The 18,131-nt window shown below is 35.5% G+C and carries 20 protein-coding genes; 14 read left to right on the plus strand and 6 right to left on the minus strand.

Features of this window, described 5'->3' with window-relative positions; all coding sequences use genetic code 11:
- Positions 1–185 precede the first annotated feature (185 nt).
- On the plus strand, positions 186–683 hold the full coding sequence (locus AC2A07_RS16375) for an SRPBCC family protein (protein ID WP_484051273.1): 498 nt from the start codon (positions 186–188) through the stop codon (positions 681–683).
- A gap of 128 nt (positions 684–811) precedes the next feature.
- On the opposite strand, the gene AC2A07_RS16380 is transcribed toward AC2A07_RS16375, so the two are convergent.
- The 4 genes from AC2A07_RS16380 to AC2A07_RS16395 all read right to left on the minus strand — a co-directional run bounded on the left by AC2A07_RS16380 (position 812) and on the right by AC2A07_RS16395 (position 5,077).
- Positions 812–1,153 carry a hypothetical protein gene (locus AC2A07_RS16380; RefSeq protein ID WP_314493833.1) on the minus strand — a complete coding sequence of 114 codons (342 nt, stop codon included), beginning with the start codon at positions 1,151–1,153 and terminating at the stop codon, positions 812–814.
- Between the two features lie 270 nt (positions 1,154–1,423).
- A complete protein-coding gene (locus AC2A07_RS16385) occupies positions 1,424–3,472 on the minus strand; it encodes a S9 family peptidase (protein ID WP_484051274.1) in 2,049 nt (682 codons plus the stop codon).
- A gap of 165 nt (positions 3,473–3,637) precedes the next feature.
- The gene (locus tag AC2A07_RS16390) at positions 3,638–4,378 is read right to left on the minus strand and encodes a uroporphyrinogen-III synthase (RefSeq protein WP_484051317.1); all 741 of its coding nucleotides are present in this window, start codon (positions 4,376–4,378) and stop codon (positions 3,638–3,640) included.
- A 12-nt stretch (positions 4,379–4,390) separates the two neighbouring features.
- Complete coding sequence (locus tag AC2A07_RS16395; protein ID WP_314493828.1) at positions 4,391–5,077, minus strand: DUF4271 domain-containing protein; 687 nt, start codon at positions 5,075–5,077, stop codon at positions 4,391–4,393.
- A 59-nt stretch (positions 5,078–5,136) separates the two neighbouring features.
- On the opposite strand from AC2A07_RS16395, the gene AC2A07_RS16400 reads away from it, so the two are divergent.
- The 4 genes from AC2A07_RS16400 to AC2A07_RS16415 are packed head-to-tail and all read left to right on the plus strand — an operon-like array spanning position 5,137 to position 8,474.
- On the plus strand, positions 5,137–5,853 hold the full coding sequence (locus tag AC2A07_RS16400) for a polyprenol monophosphomannose synthase (RefSeq protein WP_484051275.1): 717 nt from the start codon (positions 5,137–5,139) through the stop codon (positions 5,851–5,853).
- Complete coding sequence (locus AC2A07_RS16405; protein WP_484051276.1) at positions 5,850–6,218, plus strand: DUF4296 domain-containing protein; 369 nt, start codon at positions 5,850–5,852, stop codon at positions 6,216–6,218. The genes AC2A07_RS16400 and AC2A07_RS16405 overlap by 4 nt, the downstream gene beginning before the upstream one ends.
- Position 6,219: 1 nt before the next feature.
- Entirely contained in the window at positions 6,220–7,353 is a 1,134-nt protein-coding gene (gene tgt, locus AC2A07_RS16410; protein WP_484051277.1) for a tRNA guanosine(34) transglycosylase Tgt, read from the plus strand.
- 8 nt (positions 7,354–7,361) lie between these two features.
- On the plus strand, positions 7,362–8,474 hold the full coding sequence (locus tag AC2A07_RS16415; protein WP_484051278.1) for an LptF/LptG family permease: 1,113 nt from the start codon (positions 7,362–7,364) through the stop codon (positions 8,472–8,474).
- On the opposite strand, the gene AC2A07_RS16420 is transcribed toward AC2A07_RS16415, so the two are convergent.
- A complete protein-coding gene (locus AC2A07_RS16420; RefSeq protein ID WP_484051279.1) occupies positions 8,468–9,181 on the minus strand; it encodes a biotin--[acetyl-CoA-carboxylase] ligase in 714 nt (237 codons plus the stop codon). The two genes, AC2A07_RS16415 and AC2A07_RS16420, sit on opposite strands and share 7 nt — an antisense overlap.
- An 86-nt stretch (positions 9,182–9,267) precedes the next feature.
- Between AC2A07_RS16420 and rsfS the strand changes: the two genes are divergently transcribed.
- The 9 genes from rsfS to AC2A07_RS16465 all read left to right on the plus strand — a co-directional run bounded on the left by rsfS (position 9,268) and on the right by AC2A07_RS16465 (position 17,654).
- Entirely contained in the window at positions 9,268–9,636 is a 369-nt protein-coding gene (gene rsfS, locus AC2A07_RS16425; RefSeq protein WP_314493817.1) for a ribosome silencing factor, read from the plus strand.
- Between the two features lie 16 nt (positions 9,637–9,652).
- Positions 9,653–11,635, plus strand: a complete 1,983-nt coding sequence (gene ftsH / locus AC2A07_RS16430) for an ATP-dependent zinc metalloprotease FtsH (RefSeq protein ID WP_314493815.1) — start codon at positions 9,653–9,655, stop codon at positions 11,633–11,635.
- 133 nt (positions 11,636–11,768) lie between these two features.
- Positions 11,769–12,350 (plus strand): LUD domain-containing protein, encoded by a 582-nt coding sequence (locus AC2A07_RS16435; RefSeq protein WP_484051280.1) that lies wholly within the window; start codon positions 11,769–11,771, stop codon positions 12,348–12,350.
- 21 nt (positions 12,351–12,371) lie between these two features.
- A complete protein-coding gene (locus AC2A07_RS16440; protein WP_484051281.1) occupies positions 12,372–13,244 on the plus strand; it encodes a phosphatidate cytidylyltransferase in 873 nt (290 codons plus the stop codon).
- 80 nt (positions 13,245–13,324) lie between these two features.
- Positions 13,325–13,975: a phosphatidylserine decarboxylase family protein gene (locus tag AC2A07_RS16445; protein ID WP_484051282.1), complete on the plus strand. Its 651-nt coding sequence runs from the start codon at positions 13,325–13,327 to the stop codon at positions 13,973–13,975.
- A gap of 955 nt (positions 13,976–14,930) precedes the next feature.
- The gene (locus tag AC2A07_RS16450) at positions 14,931–15,257 is read left to right on the plus strand and encodes a helix-turn-helix transcriptional regulator (RefSeq protein WP_484051283.1); all 327 of its coding nucleotides are present in this window, start codon (positions 14,931–14,933) and stop codon (positions 15,255–15,257) included.
- A 127-nt stretch (positions 15,258–15,384) separates the two neighbouring features.
- Positions 15,385–16,623 (plus strand): hypothetical protein, encoded by a 1,239-nt coding sequence (locus tag AC2A07_RS16455; protein WP_484051284.1) that lies wholly within the window; start codon positions 15,385–15,387, stop codon positions 16,621–16,623.
- Between the two features lie 38 nt (positions 16,624–16,661).
- Positions 16,662–17,177 (plus strand): hypothetical protein, encoded by a 516-nt coding sequence (locus AC2A07_RS16460; RefSeq protein ID WP_484051285.1) that lies wholly within the window; start codon positions 16,662–16,664, stop codon positions 17,175–17,177.
- Between the two features lie 318 nt (positions 17,178–17,495).
- Positions 17,496–17,654, plus strand: a complete 159-nt coding sequence (locus AC2A07_RS16465) for a hypothetical protein (RefSeq protein WP_484051286.1) — start codon at positions 17,496–17,498, stop codon at positions 17,652–17,654.
- Positions 17,655–17,770: 116 nt separating this feature from the next.
- On the opposite strand, the gene AC2A07_RS16470 is transcribed toward AC2A07_RS16465, so the two are convergent.
- Positions 17,771–18,118, minus strand: coding sequence for a DUF1801 domain-containing protein (locus AC2A07_RS16470; protein WP_484051287.1), 348 nt, complete (start codon positions 18,116–18,118; stop codon positions 17,771–17,773).
- Between the last annotated feature and the right edge of the window lie 13 nt (positions 18,119–18,131).

The following is an 18,131-nucleotide window of genomic DNA, read 5'->3' on the forward strand; positions in this document are numbered from 1 at the left end:
ATTTGTAATTACAAATGTTAAAATTAAATATTTTATGACCATATAAACAAAAAATGCGCCAAAATATTGTTTCTAATTTCTTAAAATCATGTTTTTTAACATTTTTTTGGGAATTTGTATTTGTTTACGGTGTATATATTTCCCTTTTTCAATTTAAATTTCTAATTTTAGTAAAAATAAATTCTATGAGTAAAGAAATAGTTTTCAATAAAGATTTTGATTTGAAAAGCATTTATGTAATGACTGTTTATAATGCAGAAGTTTCAAAAGTATGGAGCTGTTTTACCAAGCCTGAACTGCTTGATCAGTGGTGGGCACCAAAACCATGGATATGCAGAACAAAGAGTCTGAATTTTGAAGAAGGAGGGTTTTGGTTATACTCTATGAACGGTCCTGATGGTGAACAGGTGTTTTCAAAGGTTAAATACGGAGAAATTAATGATCACCGAAGCTTTGACGGAGTTGATGCCTTCTGTGATGAAAATGGAAAAATTGATGACAGTTTTCCACAAACCAAATGGCTTCTAGGTTTTACAGGAGTTGAAGAAGGTACAAAAGTCACTGTAAATATGCATTTTCAAAATGAAACAGATATGAAAAAGCAATTGGAGATGGGTTTTGAGGAAGGTTTTAAAATGGGGTTGAATCAGCTGGAAGAGATTCTTGGTAATTTAAAAATTTGAGAATCTACTCATTTGAAAATTTTAAATATTAAACTCGGTTAATAAACATTTGAAATAAAAAAATGGAACATAAATTTACGTTCCATTTTTCTTGTTATGTAATTGAAAATTTTCGAATTATCTCATTTTTAAATTAATTCCTCTTCCTGAAAATAATGTATAATGGCTTTCTTCATCAAAAGCTGCTGTTCATTAGGTTTCAGTTCAGGAAGCTTTTCCAGTTCTTCAAAGTGCGGATAGCCATCCTTATCATAATGTGTAAATTTAAAATATCCAAAAGGTTCCAGTAATGTGCAGACCGCAATATGAAGAATATTCAGTTTGTCATCTTTCGTGTATTTCTGCTGTCCGCTTCCAAGTTCCTGGACACCGATTAAGAATAGGATGGTGTCAATCTGCGGGTGCTTTTCTGTGTCGAAATTGGTTTCAAAAAATTCTTCAACCTTCGCCCATAATTCTGCTTCTGTCATGATCTATTTGTTTGGTATTCTTCTGAACAATAAAGAATAAAACATTTATTTATCGTTATTATTATCGTACAGCCTTCTGTCTTCTTTTCTTGCATTTTCTAGAAGTTCCGCTAATTTGTCCTCCTTTCTGATTCTGAAATCTTCTCTTTTTTCACTTCTTCTGATTTTATCTTTTTGTATAAAATAATAAATGACTGTAACTACTGCAAAAATTAATAGTAACGTTAAATTTTATTTAATGATAAATTTAAACAAAATCAGCAGAATGATCTAGATTATTTTATTTTCAAGTTTCATCAGAAATGCATATTCCAATGCATCTTCTTTTAATGATTCAAATCTTCCGCTTGCGCCTCCGTGGCCAGAGCTCATATCCGTTTTAAATAATAAAAGATTGTCATCAGTCTTCAGTTTACGTAATTTGGCAACCCATTTTGCCGGCTCCCAATACTGTACCTGTGAATCATGAAAACCTGTGGTGATCAGCATGTGCGGATAATCCTTTGCTTCAACATTGTCGTAAGGAGAATATTCTTTCATGTAGTGATAGAATTCTTTATCATTCGGATTTCCCCATTCGTCGTATTCTCCGGTTGTCAAAGGTATTGTTTCGTCAAGCATCGTTGTTACAACATCTACAAACGGTACCTGAGCTACAATTCCATTAAACAGCTGCGGTTCATAGTTAACGGCAGCTCCCACCAGCAGACCTCCTGCGCTTCCTCCCATTGCGTACAGATGTCGTGATGAAGTGTAATCCTGTTTTATTAAATATTTTCCGGCATCAATAAAATCGAAAAAGGTATTTTTCTTGAAAAGCATTTTTCCGTCTTCATACCATTCCCTGCCAAGATATTCGCCTCCGCGGATGTGGGCAATTGCATAAATGAAACCCCGATCTAAAATTGAAAGCCTCACATTAGAAAAACTGGCATCAACAGTGTGTCCGTAACTTCCATATCCGTATAACAGAACTGGAGTTTCTGCCGATTTTTTGGTGTCTTTGTGATAGACCAAAGAAATAGGAATCTTTGCTTCACCATCTCTTGAGTCCGCCCAGATTCTTTCTGAAATGTAATTTTCCGCTTCAAATTTTCCGCCCAGAACTTCCTGTTGTTTCAGAAGTTTGGTCGTTTTATCTTTCATATTATATTCAAATGTAGAACCTGGAACAGTAAGAGAAGTATATCCGTAACGGAGTATGTCTGTATTGAATTCTAAATTTAAACCAATGTAAGCGGTATACGTTGGGTCTGAAAAAGGTAAATCATAAGATTCTCCATTCTTCTCGTCAATGATTTTGATTTGTAAAAGCCCTTGTTCTCTTTCTTCCAAAACAAGATAGTCCCGGAAAATTTCAAAACCTTCCAGTAAAACTTCCGGGCGGTGTGGGATCAGGTCAACCCAATTTTCCATTCCGCAATTATCGATCTTTGTTTTTACTATTTTAAAATTGGTTGCATCGTCTGCATTGGTAATGATGTAAAATTCATCTTTATAATGCTCAACAGAGTATTCTAAATCATCCATTCTCGGCTGAATGACTTTCCATTCTGCAAAGACATTATCTGAGGGGATAAAGTGATGCTCATCAGAAATTGTACTTGAGCTTGCCAGGAAAATATATTCTAAAGATTTTGTTTTAAAAACATTAACATCAAAAGTTTCATCTTCTTCATGGAAAATCAGAACATCTTCTGAGCAAGCGGTTCCAAGCGTATGTCTGTAAACCTTATAAGCACGCAGGCTGTCGTCTTTTCTTATATAGAATATATGCTTGTTGTCGTTTGCCCAAACGGCTTTCCCTGTCGTGTTTTCTATCTTATCGGTTAGAATTTCACCAGTCTTTAAATTTTTGAAATTTAAACCGTAGATTCTTCTGCCGACATTGTCTTCTGAAAAAGATACCCATTCGTTATCGGGACTTACGGCAACATTGGCCACTTCAAAAAAATCCTGGCCTTCTGCAAGAATGTTTACATCAAGAATGACTTCCTCTGGATTGTCCATCGTCTTAAATCTTCTGCAGAAAATAGGATACTCTTTTCCTTCTTCATACCTGACAATGTACCAGTACGCATTGAAATAATAAGGTAAAGATTCATCGTCTTTCTTATAGCGTGCTTTCATTTCCTCATAGAGATCTTCCTGGAAAGCTTCGGTTTCTTTCATTATAATCTCTTCATAAGCATTTTCTTCTTCGAGATATTTGATGACTTCCGGATTTTCTCTGTCATTCATCCAGAAATAATGATCTGTTCTTTTATCTCCGTGGATTTCGAGTATATGTTCTGTCTTTTTTGCTTGGGGAGCTTTCATCCGGATATTTTAATTTTTCACTGAATTTGTTTTCATTTGTTGAATGCCTGTTATGCATTTTAAAATGAAAATGGTTCAAATATTAATCTTTATTCAAATTTAATTAAAAAAAAGCCATCTTTCCTTTAGGCGAAAAGACGGCTGTATGGTATAAAGTTTCAAAAACTATTTGTGCAGGCTCTTAATATATTTTTCCAGCGCCATAGTCATTGAAGGAGTTTCTTTTGTCGGTGCCATGAGATCAATCTTTAATCCCGCTTCTTCTGCTGCTGCGGAAGTTGTTGGGCCAAAGACTCCAATTTTGGTGTCTTCCTGCTTGAAGTCCGGGAAATTTTGCTGTAACGACTTGATTCCCTGTGGGCTGAAGAAAATAAGCATGTCGTAATCCTTGATGTTGATATCCGTTAAATCGCTGCAGACCGTTCTGTACATGATTGCTCTTGTCCACTGAATATTGGCCGCATCTAAAGTTTTTGGAATGTCAGGGCTTAAAACATCAGACGAAGGAAGTAAATATTTTTCAGAAGGAAATTTCTTAAACAGAGGCAAAAGGTCTGCAAAATTTTTCTCTCCGAAACTGATTTTTCTCTTTCTGTAAACAATATGTTTCTGGAGATAATTGGCAATAGCTTCAGACTGACAGATGTATCTCATCGTATCAGGTACGGAAAATCTTAATTCTTCCGCGAGTCTGAAATAATGGTCAATCGCATTTTTACTGGTAAAAATAATACCGGTATGCTGCGTCAAATCTATCTTTTGTGTTCTTAGTTCTTTATTGTCAACCCCTGCTACGTGGATAAAAGGACGGAAATCAATCTTTATTTTTTCCTTCTTTGCGATTTCCAGATATGGAGAAGACTCACTAGGTGATGGTTGAGAAACCAATATAGACTTTATTCTCATCATGTACTTTTATTAAATAAATAATAACTTCCATAGCAGCAACAAAGGTGCTATTTGAAGCGTGCAAATATACAAAAATTTATAATACCATTTTTGGGGTAATATGTTGTTTCTGTGAAATAAGTAGAAAAAAATCTTAAATACAAAAACAAATATAAAAAAGTATACATAGTAGAGAAAGGCTTCATTCCTGTCAATAGGGAAGTAGTAGTGGGTGATGCAGAGAATGATCAGTAAAATTGAGAGAATAAAATGAAACTTGGTGGAAGTGAAATAAAATATAGTCCATTTCTTTCCGTCGCCTATACTTTGGTAAAATAAAAAACCTAAAGCAGTGCGGAGAATATAAAATAATGAAACAGAAATAAGGCAGTATCCGACTTTATTTACTTGATAACCTAAAACATTTAGTTTAGACACATATTCAGGAACGACCGGAATATATTGTGAAATTAAGACCGTCATACTTAAGGTAATTACCAGAGATGTGATGATCCAGCTTGGTAAGTTATTGCTTGAGTCGTAATATTTCTGAAGCAGAAAATCTTTGAGCGTGGCTTCGCGCTCTATGACGTTCATCATAAAAATGTACAGGAAAAGGCATCCTATAAGGATAAAAACTACCCAATCATTATTTTCAGGTATTCTTATTTGGTTCGTAAAATCTTGGGACTGTGGCAACGGAATGTTTTTTTGCAAAATTATAGATTATTTTGTATAAAATAAAAAGCTTAAATAACTTATCTTTGCCAATTCAAATGAAAAAACTCGTCATCATTCCAACGTATAACGAAAAGGAGAATATCGAAAAGATAATTTCTGCTGTTTTTGCATTGGAACAGGAGTTTCATATTTTAGTTGTAGATGATTCTTCACCCGATAAGACCGCAGATATCGTTAAGGACTTGCAGAAAATACATCCTCATACCCTACATCTGTCGGTAAGGCATATTAAAGACGGACTGGGTAAGGCTTATATTCATGGATTTAAATGGGCACTGCAGAATAATTATGACTATATTTTTGAGATGGATGCCGATTTTTCCCATAATCCCAATGATTTACCCAAACTGTTTGAGGCCTGTCAGAAAGCCGATATGGCAGTTGGCTCCCGTTACTCAAAAGGGGTTAATGTAGTCAATTGGCCGATGGGAAGAGTTCTGCTGTCATATTTTGCTTCAAAATATGTCAGATTTATTCTTGGGCTCTCAATTCATGATACTACAGCCGGATTTGTCTGCTTTTCAAGAAATGTTTTAGAAGAGATCGGGCTTGATAATGTGAAATTGAAAGGATACGGTTTCCAGATAGAAATGAAATTCAGAACTTTCAGGAAAGGTTTCAAAATTGTAGAAGTTCCTATTATTTTCACAAACAGGGAATTAGGGGAAAGCAAAATGAATGGGGGAATCATCCATGAAGCTGTATTTGGTGTTTTAAATTTGAAGTGGAAATCAATAATCAATAAATTATGAGAAGACTGATAGTGCTTTTTATGTTTTTGTCTGTGGTATCCTGCAGTGAATATATTGATGAGCCAAAAAATCTGCTTGATAAAGGTACGATGTCTGAGATTATGGCTGATTTAGCCATCAACGATCAGGTAACCAATACATTTCAGGGGAAAAACCTGGAAAGCGGAACAAGGTACATCCTTAAAAATCATCATGTAAAAGCAGATGACTTTATTGAGAGCTACAAATATTATGTAGCAAAAGGAAAAATGAGTAAAATTGTGGATGATGCGCAGGAAATTCTTTTACAGAAAGACCCAAAGGCAAAAGATTTTGTGAAAAGCAAAACTGTCCCGGAAGCAAATCTCCCCAAATTAGTTAGATAGTATGCAGCAATTTTTTAGGATAGAAAAAACTTCACAGGGAAAAGCGAGAGCAGGAGAACTGGTCACCGATCATGGTGTTGTACAGACGCCTATTTTTATGCCGGTAGGAACTGTTGCAAGTGTGAAAACCGTGCACCAGAGGGAACTGAGAGATGATATAAAAGCCCAGATTATTCTGGGAAATACGTATCACCTTTATCTTCGTCCCGGTATGGAGGTAATGCAGGAAGCAGGCGGACTGCATCGGTTTATGAACTGGGATCTCCCGATTCTTACCGATTCCGGAGGTTTCCAGGTTTTTTCACTCTCAGGTACAAGAAAAATGTCTGAAGAGGGAGTTAAATTCAAATCTCATATTGACGGAAGCGTTCATCTGTTTACTCCGGAAAAGTCTATGGAGATTCAGAGACAGATTGGTGCAGATATATTTATGGCATTTGATGAATGTGTTGCCTATCCTAGCGAATATAACCAGGTGAAAAAATCGATGGACATGACACACCGATGGTTAAAACGATGCATGGACTGGAATGAAAAGAATCCTGAATTATACGGACATAAACAAAGATTTTTCCCGATTGTACAGGGATCTACTTATTCAGATCTGAGAAAGATTTCTGCTGAAGTTATTGCAGAAGCAGGAGCTGAGGGTAATGCTATTGGCGGGCTTTCAGTAGGTGAACCAGAAGATGAACTGTACAGAATCACGGATGAAGTGACGGATATCCTGCCAAAAGACAAGCCAAGATACCTGATGGGCGTTGGGACTCCCTGGAATATTTTAGAATCTATCGGTTTGGGAATTGACATGATGGATTGTGTGATGCCTACCAGAAATGCTAGAAATGCAATGCTTTTTACTTGGCAGGGGGTCATGAATCTCAAGAATGAAAAATGGAAAAAGGATTTTTCTCCACTGGATGAATTTGGGACAAGTTTTGTAGACAGGGAATATTCAAAAGCTTATGTGCGTCATTTATTTGTTTCAAAAGAATATCTGGCAAAGCAGATTGCTTCTATTCATAATCTTGCTTTTTACCTCGATCTGGTGAAAGTGGCAAGAGAACATATCATTGCCGGAGATTTTTACGAATGGAAAAATTCTGTTGTTCCTGTTTTAAGACAAAGACTTTAATTTAGCGGATGTTTAAAATTGTTGACCGATATATTGTTAGAAAATACCTTGGAACCTTTGGTTTCATGCTGATACTGCTTTCTACGGTAGTTTTGGTGATTGACGTTCAGCAGAAAATTCCCAGAATTGAAAATGCGACTGCTCTTGACCCAAAACTGAATCTGACGTATTTTCTCATCCATTTTTATCCTTTCTGGATTATTAATTTAGTCGTCACTTTTTTGGCCATTCTTGTATTTATATCTGTAATTTACTTCACTTCAAGAATGGCGAATAATACTGAGATTGTGGCCATTATCAGTAGTGGAGCCAGTTTTCACAGATTTGCCAAGCCTTATCTGCTGACCTCTCTTTTTATAGCTGTTTTTTCACTCGTTGTCAATCATTTTGTGTTGCCGTGGGCCAACATCAAGAAAAATGCACTGGAGGCTTACACGTATAACCAGACGAATAAGGATAAAATTCTTGGTACAGCCCCCGTTTCCGCACAATTAAGTAAAACAGAGTATATCTTTATCAATTCCTGGAATAAAAAAGAACACAGGGGGTACGGATTTGTTTATCAGAAGTTTGATAAAAACCGCAGAATGCTCTATGAACTGAAGGCAAATGACGCCTATTGGGATCCTGCAAAAAAGCAGTTTGTCCTCAACAGTTACCTTGAGAAAACCATCAATAACAATGATTCAGAAAAACTGGGACAGGGATTTGAGCTTAGAAAGAGTTATGGACAGGCTCCTGAAGAATTATTTCCTAATGAACTTCTGGGTCAGAATAAAACTACGCCTGAGCTGATAAAATTTATTGACAGGGAGCGGGAAAAAGGAAACAGTAACCTCAATGCGCATCTGAATGAATTTCATCAAAGAACCTCAATGCCTGTTTCAATTATCGTACTGACATTTTTGGCATTGTCACTTTCCTCCCAAAAGAAAAGAGGGGGATTAGGAATCAACCTCGCTATAGGAATCTCCTTGGCATTTGTCTTTGTTTTCTCTTTTGAGGCTTTAAAAGTGGTTTCTGAGAATAAAATTTTATCTCCTGTACTGGCTATGTGGATGCCAAATATTATCTTTTTCCCGTTAACTTTGGTACTGTATATCAAAAGGGCCAATCAGTAGAGCAGTTTTATTTCTTTGTGATAAAAAGGCTTGAGTCCCTCCTCAAATTCGATCCATAATTTACCGTTCTCATCACATTTCCTGATTATTCCATTTTGTCTTACCCCTTCTGTTTCAAAAACGGATATTTCATCTTTTCTGAAGAGATTAGCATTAAAATAGTCTAAAATATCTTCTGAAGAAGGCAGGTTTTTGAATTTTTCAGTTAAAAATTCATGAAACTCCCTGCTAAAATCATTCAAGTTAAGTTTCAGACCGGTTTGTGTGTAAATAGAGCCTGCATTGGAAATCTGATCAAATTTTTCCTGAAGGACATTAAATCCGGCTCCGATGATGAAATAGTTTTCCTGATGGATTTTTTTCTTCTCAATTAGTATTCCCACTACTTTTTTATTGGAAAGGATAATGTCATTCGGCCATTTTATTTTTACTTTTTTTTCTGTTAATGCCGCTAAAAATTCCTGTATTACTGATGCGGTATAATAATTGAAAAGAAAATCACTGTGTGTGATATTTTGTGTTTTTACAGCAAGGGTGTAAGCAATATTCCGGTCAGGCTGGGAAGTCCAGCGGTTTCCGTATTGTCCTCTTCCGCCTGTCTGGTTGAAAGTATAAAGACCGATAAAATCTGAATATGGATAAAGTAAAACCTGAGATATTTCGTCATTGGTAGAAGAACACTCTTTTTCATAAAACAGTTCGTTCATTTAAGAAAACTTTAAGACATTAAAGCCCTAAAAGTAAGGTTAAAGTAAAAGAAAAACAATAAATTTGCAGATTATAGTATATTTTAATGAATAAAACAGTAGAAAAGCAAGCGCTAATAGATAAAATTGTAGAAGCTATCCAGGATGTAAAGGGTGAAGACATTATGATTTTCGATCTTTCAAAAATTGAAAATTCGGTAGCAGAAACATTTGTAATATGTAGCGGAAACTCAAATACGCAGGTTTCAGCATTAGCAGGAAGTGTAGAGAAAAAGGTAAGAAACGAGCTTCAGGACAGACCTTGGCATGTAGAAGGTACAGAAAACTCAATGTGGGTTCTGGTAGATTATGTAACTGTAGTAGTACATATTTTCCAGAAAGAAACCCGTCAGTATTATGATATTGAAGAGCTTTGGGGTGATGCCGTCATTACAAAAATAGAAAGTGAAGTATAAATTTTAAAAGTATTAAATGAATAATAAAGGATTTAACTGGTTTTTTCCAATCGCAATAATAGCCCTTCTGTTATTTTTCGGCTCTGTCTTTATGGGCGATAATAATGCAAAGACTATTGACGAAGATGCTTTCTTCAGAGAAATGCAGACGGGGAAAGTTCAGAATGTGTTGATTGATAAACAGGCACAGAAAGCCGAGGTATTTCTTACTAAGGCTGCCAAAACAGAAACCGTAACGAAAGATGATAAAGTAAATCCTTTTTCAAGTCTAGGAGGTCCCGCAAAAGCTGATTATAGCTTAAAGTACGGGGATTTACAACTTTTTTTAGAAAAATTTGAGACGATAAAGAAAGATAATCCGGCAATTAAGACGTCTAAAGATTATGCAGACGGAAAAAGTCCATTCACGGAAATTTTATATTCTGCATTGATATGGATTGCAATTTTGGGATTATTCTACTTTATTCTTTTCAGAAAAATGGGAGGTGGCGGAGGCCCTGGAGGACAGATTTTCTCTATTGGTAAATCCAAGGCTAAATTATTTGATGAAAAAGAAAAAATTCAGACGACATTCAAAGATGTCGCAGGGTTAGAAGGAGCTAAAGAAGAGGTACAGGAAGTTGTCGATTTCCTTAAAAATTCTGAGAAATACACAAAATTAGGAGGTAAAATTCCTAAAGGGGTACTTTTGGTAGGCCCTCCGGGAACAGGTAAAACCTTATTGGCGAAAGCTGTTGCAGGTGAAGCTAAAGTTCCTTTCTTCTCATTATCAGGTTCAGATTTCGTGGAAATGTTTGTTGGAGTAGGTGCTTCAAGGGTTAGAGATTTGTTTGCGCAGGCAAAAGCTAAATCTCCAGCCATTATCTTTATTGATGAGATAGATGCTATCGGGCGTGCAAGAGGTAAAAACAATTTTTCAGGAGGGAATGATGAGAGAGAGAATACGTTAAATCAGCTGCTTACTGAAATGGATGGTTTTGGAACTGACGTTAATGTTATCGTAATGGCTGCAACCAACAGAGCAGATATTCTTGATAAAGCATTGATGAGAGCAGGTCGTTTTGACCGTTCAGTGTATGTTGATCTTCCTGAAATGCATGAAAGAAGAGAAATCTTTGATGTTCATCTGAAGAAAATAAAATTGGACGATACCGTGGACAGAGAGTTTCTTGCAAAACAGACTCCGGGTTTCAGTGGGGCAGATATTGCTAACGTGTGTAACGAAGCTGCTTTAATTGCAGCAAGAAACAGTCATGAATCTGTAAATAAGCAGGATTTCTTAGATGCTGTTGACAGAATTATCGGTGGTCTTGAGAAAAAGAATATGGCTATCAAACCATCTGAAAAGAAAAGAGTGGCTTTCCATGAGGCGGGTCATGCTACAATCAGTTGGTTGGTAGAGCATGCTTCCCCATTACTGAAAGTGACCATTGTGCCTAGAGGGCGTTCACTGGGTGCAGCGTGGTACCTTCCTGAAGAGAGACAGTTAACAACAACTGAACAGATGCTGGACGAGATGTGTGCAACTTTGGGAGGAAGAGCGGCAGAGCAGGTGATCTTCAATAATATTTCTACAGGTGCACTTTCAGATTTGGAAACGGTAACTAAAAGAGCGCAGGCAATGGTTACAATCTACGGATTAAGCCCTAATATTGGAAATATATCTTACTATGACAGTTCAGGGCAGTCGGAATATAACTTTGGCAAACCTTATTCTGAAGCAACAGCCTCCAAAATTGATACGGAAATCAAAACGATTATCGAACATCAGTATGAAAGAGCAGTAAGAATCTTAAATGAAAACAAAGATAAACTGAATGCTCTGGCAAAAAAACTTCTTGAAAAAGAAGTGATCTTCCGGGAAGACCTTGAGGAAATTTTTGGTAAGAGAGCCTGGGATCCTGAATTGACAGAAAGACCGGTGACCAATACGATTCCTTTACATGAAAAAGTGGAGGAGGGAGAAATTCAGGCACCTGAAAGTCCTTCTCAGCTTTAAAATATTTAAATTCAATTGAATATATCCCGGTGATCATAAAATTGCCGGGATTTTTTATTTTAAAGCAATATTATTAGAAGCAATTCTAATTAATTTTCTATTTTTGTAGTAAGTTGACTAAAAATACATTAAGTTGAGTTTATTTAAAAGAATTGTAAGCAAACTGACTAATCAGCCTGAGGAAGATGATAAACAAAGTCTGGAAAAGCTAGGAGATTCGCTGAAAAATGCAGATCTTGATTATAAGTTTGCCCAATTGTTTACCCACTCAGGAGGTTTTTTTAATTATTGCGCAGACGAAGCAGAAGCTTTGCAGACCTTAAACCAAATCTTAAAGATTGAAGGAGTGAATTCTGTTTTCTGCTGTGATAAAGATTTGCAGAATTTTTTAAATGTTGTAAAGATTTCTCATACGCCTCAACTTGAAATGGTCAACGATGCTGCATTTATCACTTGTGAGTATCTGATTGCATATGACGGAAGAATTATGCTATCACACAATAATATTCTGCATTATCATTCTTCAAGACTGCCCTCGAAAATTATTGTCATGGCCAATGTCTCTCAAATTGTCAATAATTTAAATGATGCTATGGGGAAGATAAAACGCAGCGGAAATATTAAAAATCTTACTTCAATAAGCGGAAATCATTCTAAACTGGATACCGCTGCAAATAATAATACCAAGCTGTTTCTACTGCTGTTAGAAGACTAGAAGCAATCTAAATTTTAAATTTTGGACAAAAATCTTATTCAGAGAACTATTTCAGGGATTGTTTATATTGCAGTCATTATTCTCTGTACTACACCTCTGGGAGCTCAGCTTCTGGATTATGTATCACCCGGTCTTGTAAAACAGCAATACCTGTATTATGGACTGATTACATTTCTTTTGTTAGTGGGAACCTGGGAGTGTATTAAAATCATGAAGTTCGGTGATGGATACGAAAAATGGATCGTATTGCCAATCGTGCTCCTTATTTTCTACATGTTTTCCAAACGTTTTTTCTATCACGATTTTTATTTTAATTTCAGACTGACAGAGATTTTGGCTCTTTCGCTTATTGTGATTGCTGTGGTGACGCTGTTTAAATTTACAAGTGAACTGTATTTTGACAGTGGAAAGCTTATTTTCACCGTTATTTATGTTGCTCTTCCATTTTCCTTCGCATTAGGATTACCTAAATATTCATCATATGACAGTAATTTTTCTTTGGAGGTAATTTTTTTGTTTATATTAATTTGGAGTAGTGATACCTTTGCTTATTTAGTTGGGAAATCTATCGGAAAACATAAAATGGCTCCCGTTATTTCACCGAAAAAAACGTGGGAAGGTTATGCCGGCGGAGTAGTTCTTACCTTGATCCTGTCTTATTTTGTAGAAAAGTATCAGCCTCAGCTTCGTGGAAACTGGATGGTGGTTGGTTTTCTGATAGCTGCGTTTGCTCCATTAGGTGATCTGGTGGAGAGCCAGCTGAAAAGAACTTTCGGGGTCAAAGACAGTGGAAATATCATCCCGGGACATGGAGGTGTATTAGATCGGCTGGATAGTTTTTTAATTTGCGTTCCTGTCGTATATTTGTACTTTATTTTAGAGAAATTTATTTAAAACTCTACAGAATCGCCTCATCATAGCTATTGTTTTAGAGCGATTGAATCAGGCGAATAAAAAATAATATATATTCATAGATGAAATTACATAAAGAATCGAAAGGCACTATTGCAGTTGCCAGTATCTTATTTGCGGTTATCGCAGCCGTTTCTATATATTTTCTGGAAATGTGGTCGCTGTTAATCGTTATGCCCCTGTTAATTATTTATGCTTTGGTATTTTGGTTTTTCAGAGTTCCGAATCGTGATATTCTGGATCACACAGAGAATGTGATTGCGCCGGTTGACGGAAAAGTTGTTATGATCAAAGAAGTGGAAGAAACTGAATTTTTAAAAGAGAAAGCCATACAGGTATCTATTTTTATGTCTCCTTTAAATGTTCACATCTGCAGGTATCCTGTTTCAGGAAATGTAATTTATAAAAAATATCATCCGGGAAAATACCTGGTGGCCTGGCACGAAAAATCATCTACTGAAAATGAAAGAACAACAGTTGCGGTAGAAAGTATGGAGCGGCATAAAATTGTGTTCAGACAGATTGCAGGATACGTGGCAAGAAGAATCGTTTTCTATTGTAATGAAGGAGATACCGCAAAAGCGGGCCACGAATTCGGTTTTATAAAATTCGGTTCCAGAATGGATATTTTCTTACCTCTGGATACAGAAATTATTTGTAAAATAGGTGATAAGACAAAAGGCGGAATTGACATTATTGCAAAAATGAGGTAGTTCTGATAAAAATATAACAAACAGTAAAAAGGAGAAAGCTATACCGGTTTTCTCCTTTTTATTGTTTGTAACAATTGGAATTTGTGGAAATAGATGGTATTTAAATTATTAATCTTTTATTTATAATAAAGTATTTTTATGTATTTATTAGTATGTATTTAAAATTATAGTTTTGTAATAAATAATTTATTTACGTGTAATTGATTTGTATTGCGAATTTATTAATTTTATTCTGTTAAGAATAGTAAAAAAAATGTGATCAAAATTTTATCACGGGTGAGTATACTATTAAATTGTTTAGTATATATGAATAAATTGATATGTAAGATTTTTTTCAGTTTAAATAGTCAGGCTGATAAAACTCATGATAATTTAAGAAGTAGCTACTTGAAGATTACAAATGGTTATGTTTATTTTTATTTTATTCCATTTTTTCCATATTATTTTTTGGTGATGTAATCGCTTCTACAATACTGTTTTCTGTTACAGCATTATGGCTGACTTTCCTGCTGATAAAAAATCTGCTAAGAAGATTTGGTAAAGCATTAAAGCTCATTGTAATGTATATCTTACTGATTTTAACAGTAAGTTTTTTTCATATTTATACTCATAGAAATGGTGGAGTAGATTATTTTTATTTTTCCCTGTTGTTTGCAATACCATTTTTTTTCAATGATAGAAAAGATTATCCCTCAATAGCGTTAATTGTATTGGCTATCACTTTAAGTTTTATCGCCTGTTCGTACTACCGTTTTGATTTTTTACCTAAAAGCAGGTTTTTAAATAATGAGGATTAAAAATCGTAAAGCTTATCAATATTTTATTTTCTGTTATCACATTTTCAATCGACATCGTTTTTGTAAGTCAGAAAGACGGTTTAATTCATGTATTAGTAAGAGATGCAATACTTAAAAATTCTACAATCGAAGACCTGTTGAAAACAAATAATGAACTTATGATGCAGCAGATTCTAAGTAATAACTTAACTGAAGAGAATATTGCAGATCTTTTAGAGTTGGCTGAAAGCGGTTCCCCTCTTTTTCTTGAGAAGTTTCAATTATACTTCCCTGAATTTACACCGAATATTTTACTCATTAATCCAAAACTTATTTATTCTGAAATCCATATCTGCGCATTAATGAGGTTAAATTTTGACACAAAGAAAATTGCTCTCAGCACTAAATGTAGTGTAAGAGCCATTGAAAGCAGAAAGTACAGGATTAGAAAAAAGCTAAATATCTCATCTGAGGTTAATATTAATAACTATATACTCAAAATATGAGTCCTTATCGGGTGAGTATTCATACGTGCACGTAGTATTGAGTCAGCTTATCTATTGATTTTGAGTAGGTTGTTAATTATTTTTGTTTCTGAAAAACTATTTAATTATTTTTTTAAATACTTTAAAGATGAAAACAAAATCTACTTTTACCATTAAAACTTTGGTTGTTGCATTACTGATAGCATGTGGTAATTATTTTTCGCAGACTACAAATGGAAGTGTAGGTATAAATACAGTTACTCCGAATCAGAATTCAGTTTTGGATGTCGTGTCCAATAATAACAATAAGGGAATTCTGATCCCACGACTCACCACTGCTCAAAGAGATGCAATAACCGTTAATACCGCTGTAGATGACGGACTGACGGTTTATAATATAGAGGAAGACTGTTTTAATTATTGGAGTTCTGCGGAGACGAGATGGAAGAGTATATGCGGACGTTTAGGAAAAGCGGCATATACATATAACTGCAGTTCTGATGTTACCGTAAACGGAACTTATATAAAAGGAAAGATACTTGATGCTTCAAATTATCTTACGATCACCGTAACGGTTACAAAGCCTGGAACTTATGATATATCAGCAACGTCAAGCAATGGGTACAACTTTCATGCTGACGGAACTTTTTTAACTGCCGGTACTTTTACTGTAAATTTAACAGGCAGTGGAACACCTACGAATACAGCTTCAGGATGTCCTACTTGCGGGAATACAATATCTATCACGAATGACGGAGTTGCTCAGACATGCTCCCCTCCGGTACGTGTTACTGTTTTAGATAATGCCGGAACCTACACGGTAAGTTGTGGAAGTGCTACGGTTAACGGCGTTTACACGAAAGGAAACGCATTGACGGCAAGTAATACGATCACACTTCCTGTGAATGTAAGTGTCCTGGGCAGTTATTCAATATCAACCAATACGGTAGATGGAATTTCTTTCAGTGTTAGCGGCACATTTACTTCCACTGGTAATCAGAACGTCACCTTATCCGGTACGGGTAATCCTACCTCTACAGCTGATAAAGTAATGACTGTTACTTCAAACAGTTTAGACGGTACAAGTACGTGTAATGTTACTGTAATGATGACAATTCCTGTTAAAAAAGTTTTGCACATCGGAGCTGAGACCGTATATGGGTACAGTGCATTTACAGGTCCTTCAAGAAGCCTGATGAATTCTTCTACCAATTTCGGAACAGCTGTTACAAGCAGGGTTAAATCAGGAGGGTACACTCATACTTCTTTAGGAGCAACGCCTTCAAGTGCGACGTTGCTTACCGCTTTAAATTCAAAACCTGATATTGTTTTTATAGGCTTCCCATATATACCGGATGCTATTGCAGCAGGCTATATTGCTTCCTAATCGCATTTGTAGATAATACAACAGCTTCTCAGAACCTGATGCGGGCAATTTTTTCTGACCCGTCAATAGTTGCCACCATTGGATCAGGTGCAGGATCAGTGTATTCTCTTTCAAACACTAATGATCCTGTCTTAAACGGTCCGTTTGGAGACGTAAGAGGTAAAAATTGGGGCGAGGATGCTTCATCAACTATCAATATTACAGGACTGACCAGTGGATTTACTCCTTACAGTTTTGCGCAGCCAATTAATGATACAGCTTCACGTACAGGGATTTCTGGATTGAGACACAATTCTCTTCATTTTATCTGGTTTGGTGACGGTGGTTTTCTGAGTAATGAGAATGCTAACGGTAATCAATATACAAGTAATACAATTGAGCCATTTGTGGCACCTAGTTCAGGAGGATATTTTCCTGTTGAGAAGTCTGTTTATGGTTCAGCAGGTAATGGATATGCTGCAGGAAGTATGCAGGTTCAGAATTCCATCATATTTGCGAATGCCCTGGCTTGGGCTATAAAGCAGGCCGAAACAAATGGGATTAATACTCCTTAATTTTAAAAACACATAATTATACATAGCATGCATCAATGTTGTAAAAGTACAGCATTGGTGTTTTTTTGCGCTGTTTTTCTTTTTTGAAGTACAGTTACAAATCACTGTTGATGTATTTTCACAGATTGTTTATGATGATATTTATGCAGTGCGATGTATCCAATTCGGTTCAGGTAAATACCATCATCCTGCCCAATTATCGATGTGCAAAAAACTGACACATGCGGAACTTATTCTTTCCTAACCTTTGGTGCACTCTGAGATAGTTATGACTGTAATTATTGGGTAAATATTGCTTTGCTCCCTGAAAACCAATGGGTGCACGAAATTGATATTGTCATATTCTCAAATACGACATCGGATTATGTAAATATAAAATCAGACAGAAAAGTGAAAAATATAGTCATCTGTACTTATGACGGAAAAAATGTGAATGAAGCGAGAGATCCTAAGATTGATCTTGCTTTCTATCCTTGAGGAATATATATGATCAATATTATGATTGGGAGGAAGTTATTTTAAGCATGAAATTATCAGGAAATAAATTTGTTGCCAAAAAAAATTAAAATAGAAACTTAAGTTGGTTTCATATTTTATTTAATATGGATTTTCACATCATTAATCACCTTTAAAATAAGTTCCAGAGGCAAGTCTTTTTCCATATCGATTAAAAGAATTTTAAATTTTTTTCTGCCTTCAGAGATCAGTTCTGGTTCATCTAACTTGTCACCGTGATAAAAACTGACATAGTGCTTTTTATACTTTTTGCTGTAATATAAATAACAAAGCATTTTCTTCTTAAATTTAAAAAAAGGAAGCCCGAAGCTTAAAGTCTCCGTAATATTTTCAGGATCGGATTCAAGAATTTTTTTTCTTATAAACAGAAGAGCACTCCTTTCAGGTTCGGTGATTCTGAAGAAATACTCTTGTATAGGATTCATTTTAAATAAATTA

The organism is Chryseobacterium sp. HNCC26DJ238, from assembly GCF_057180465.1.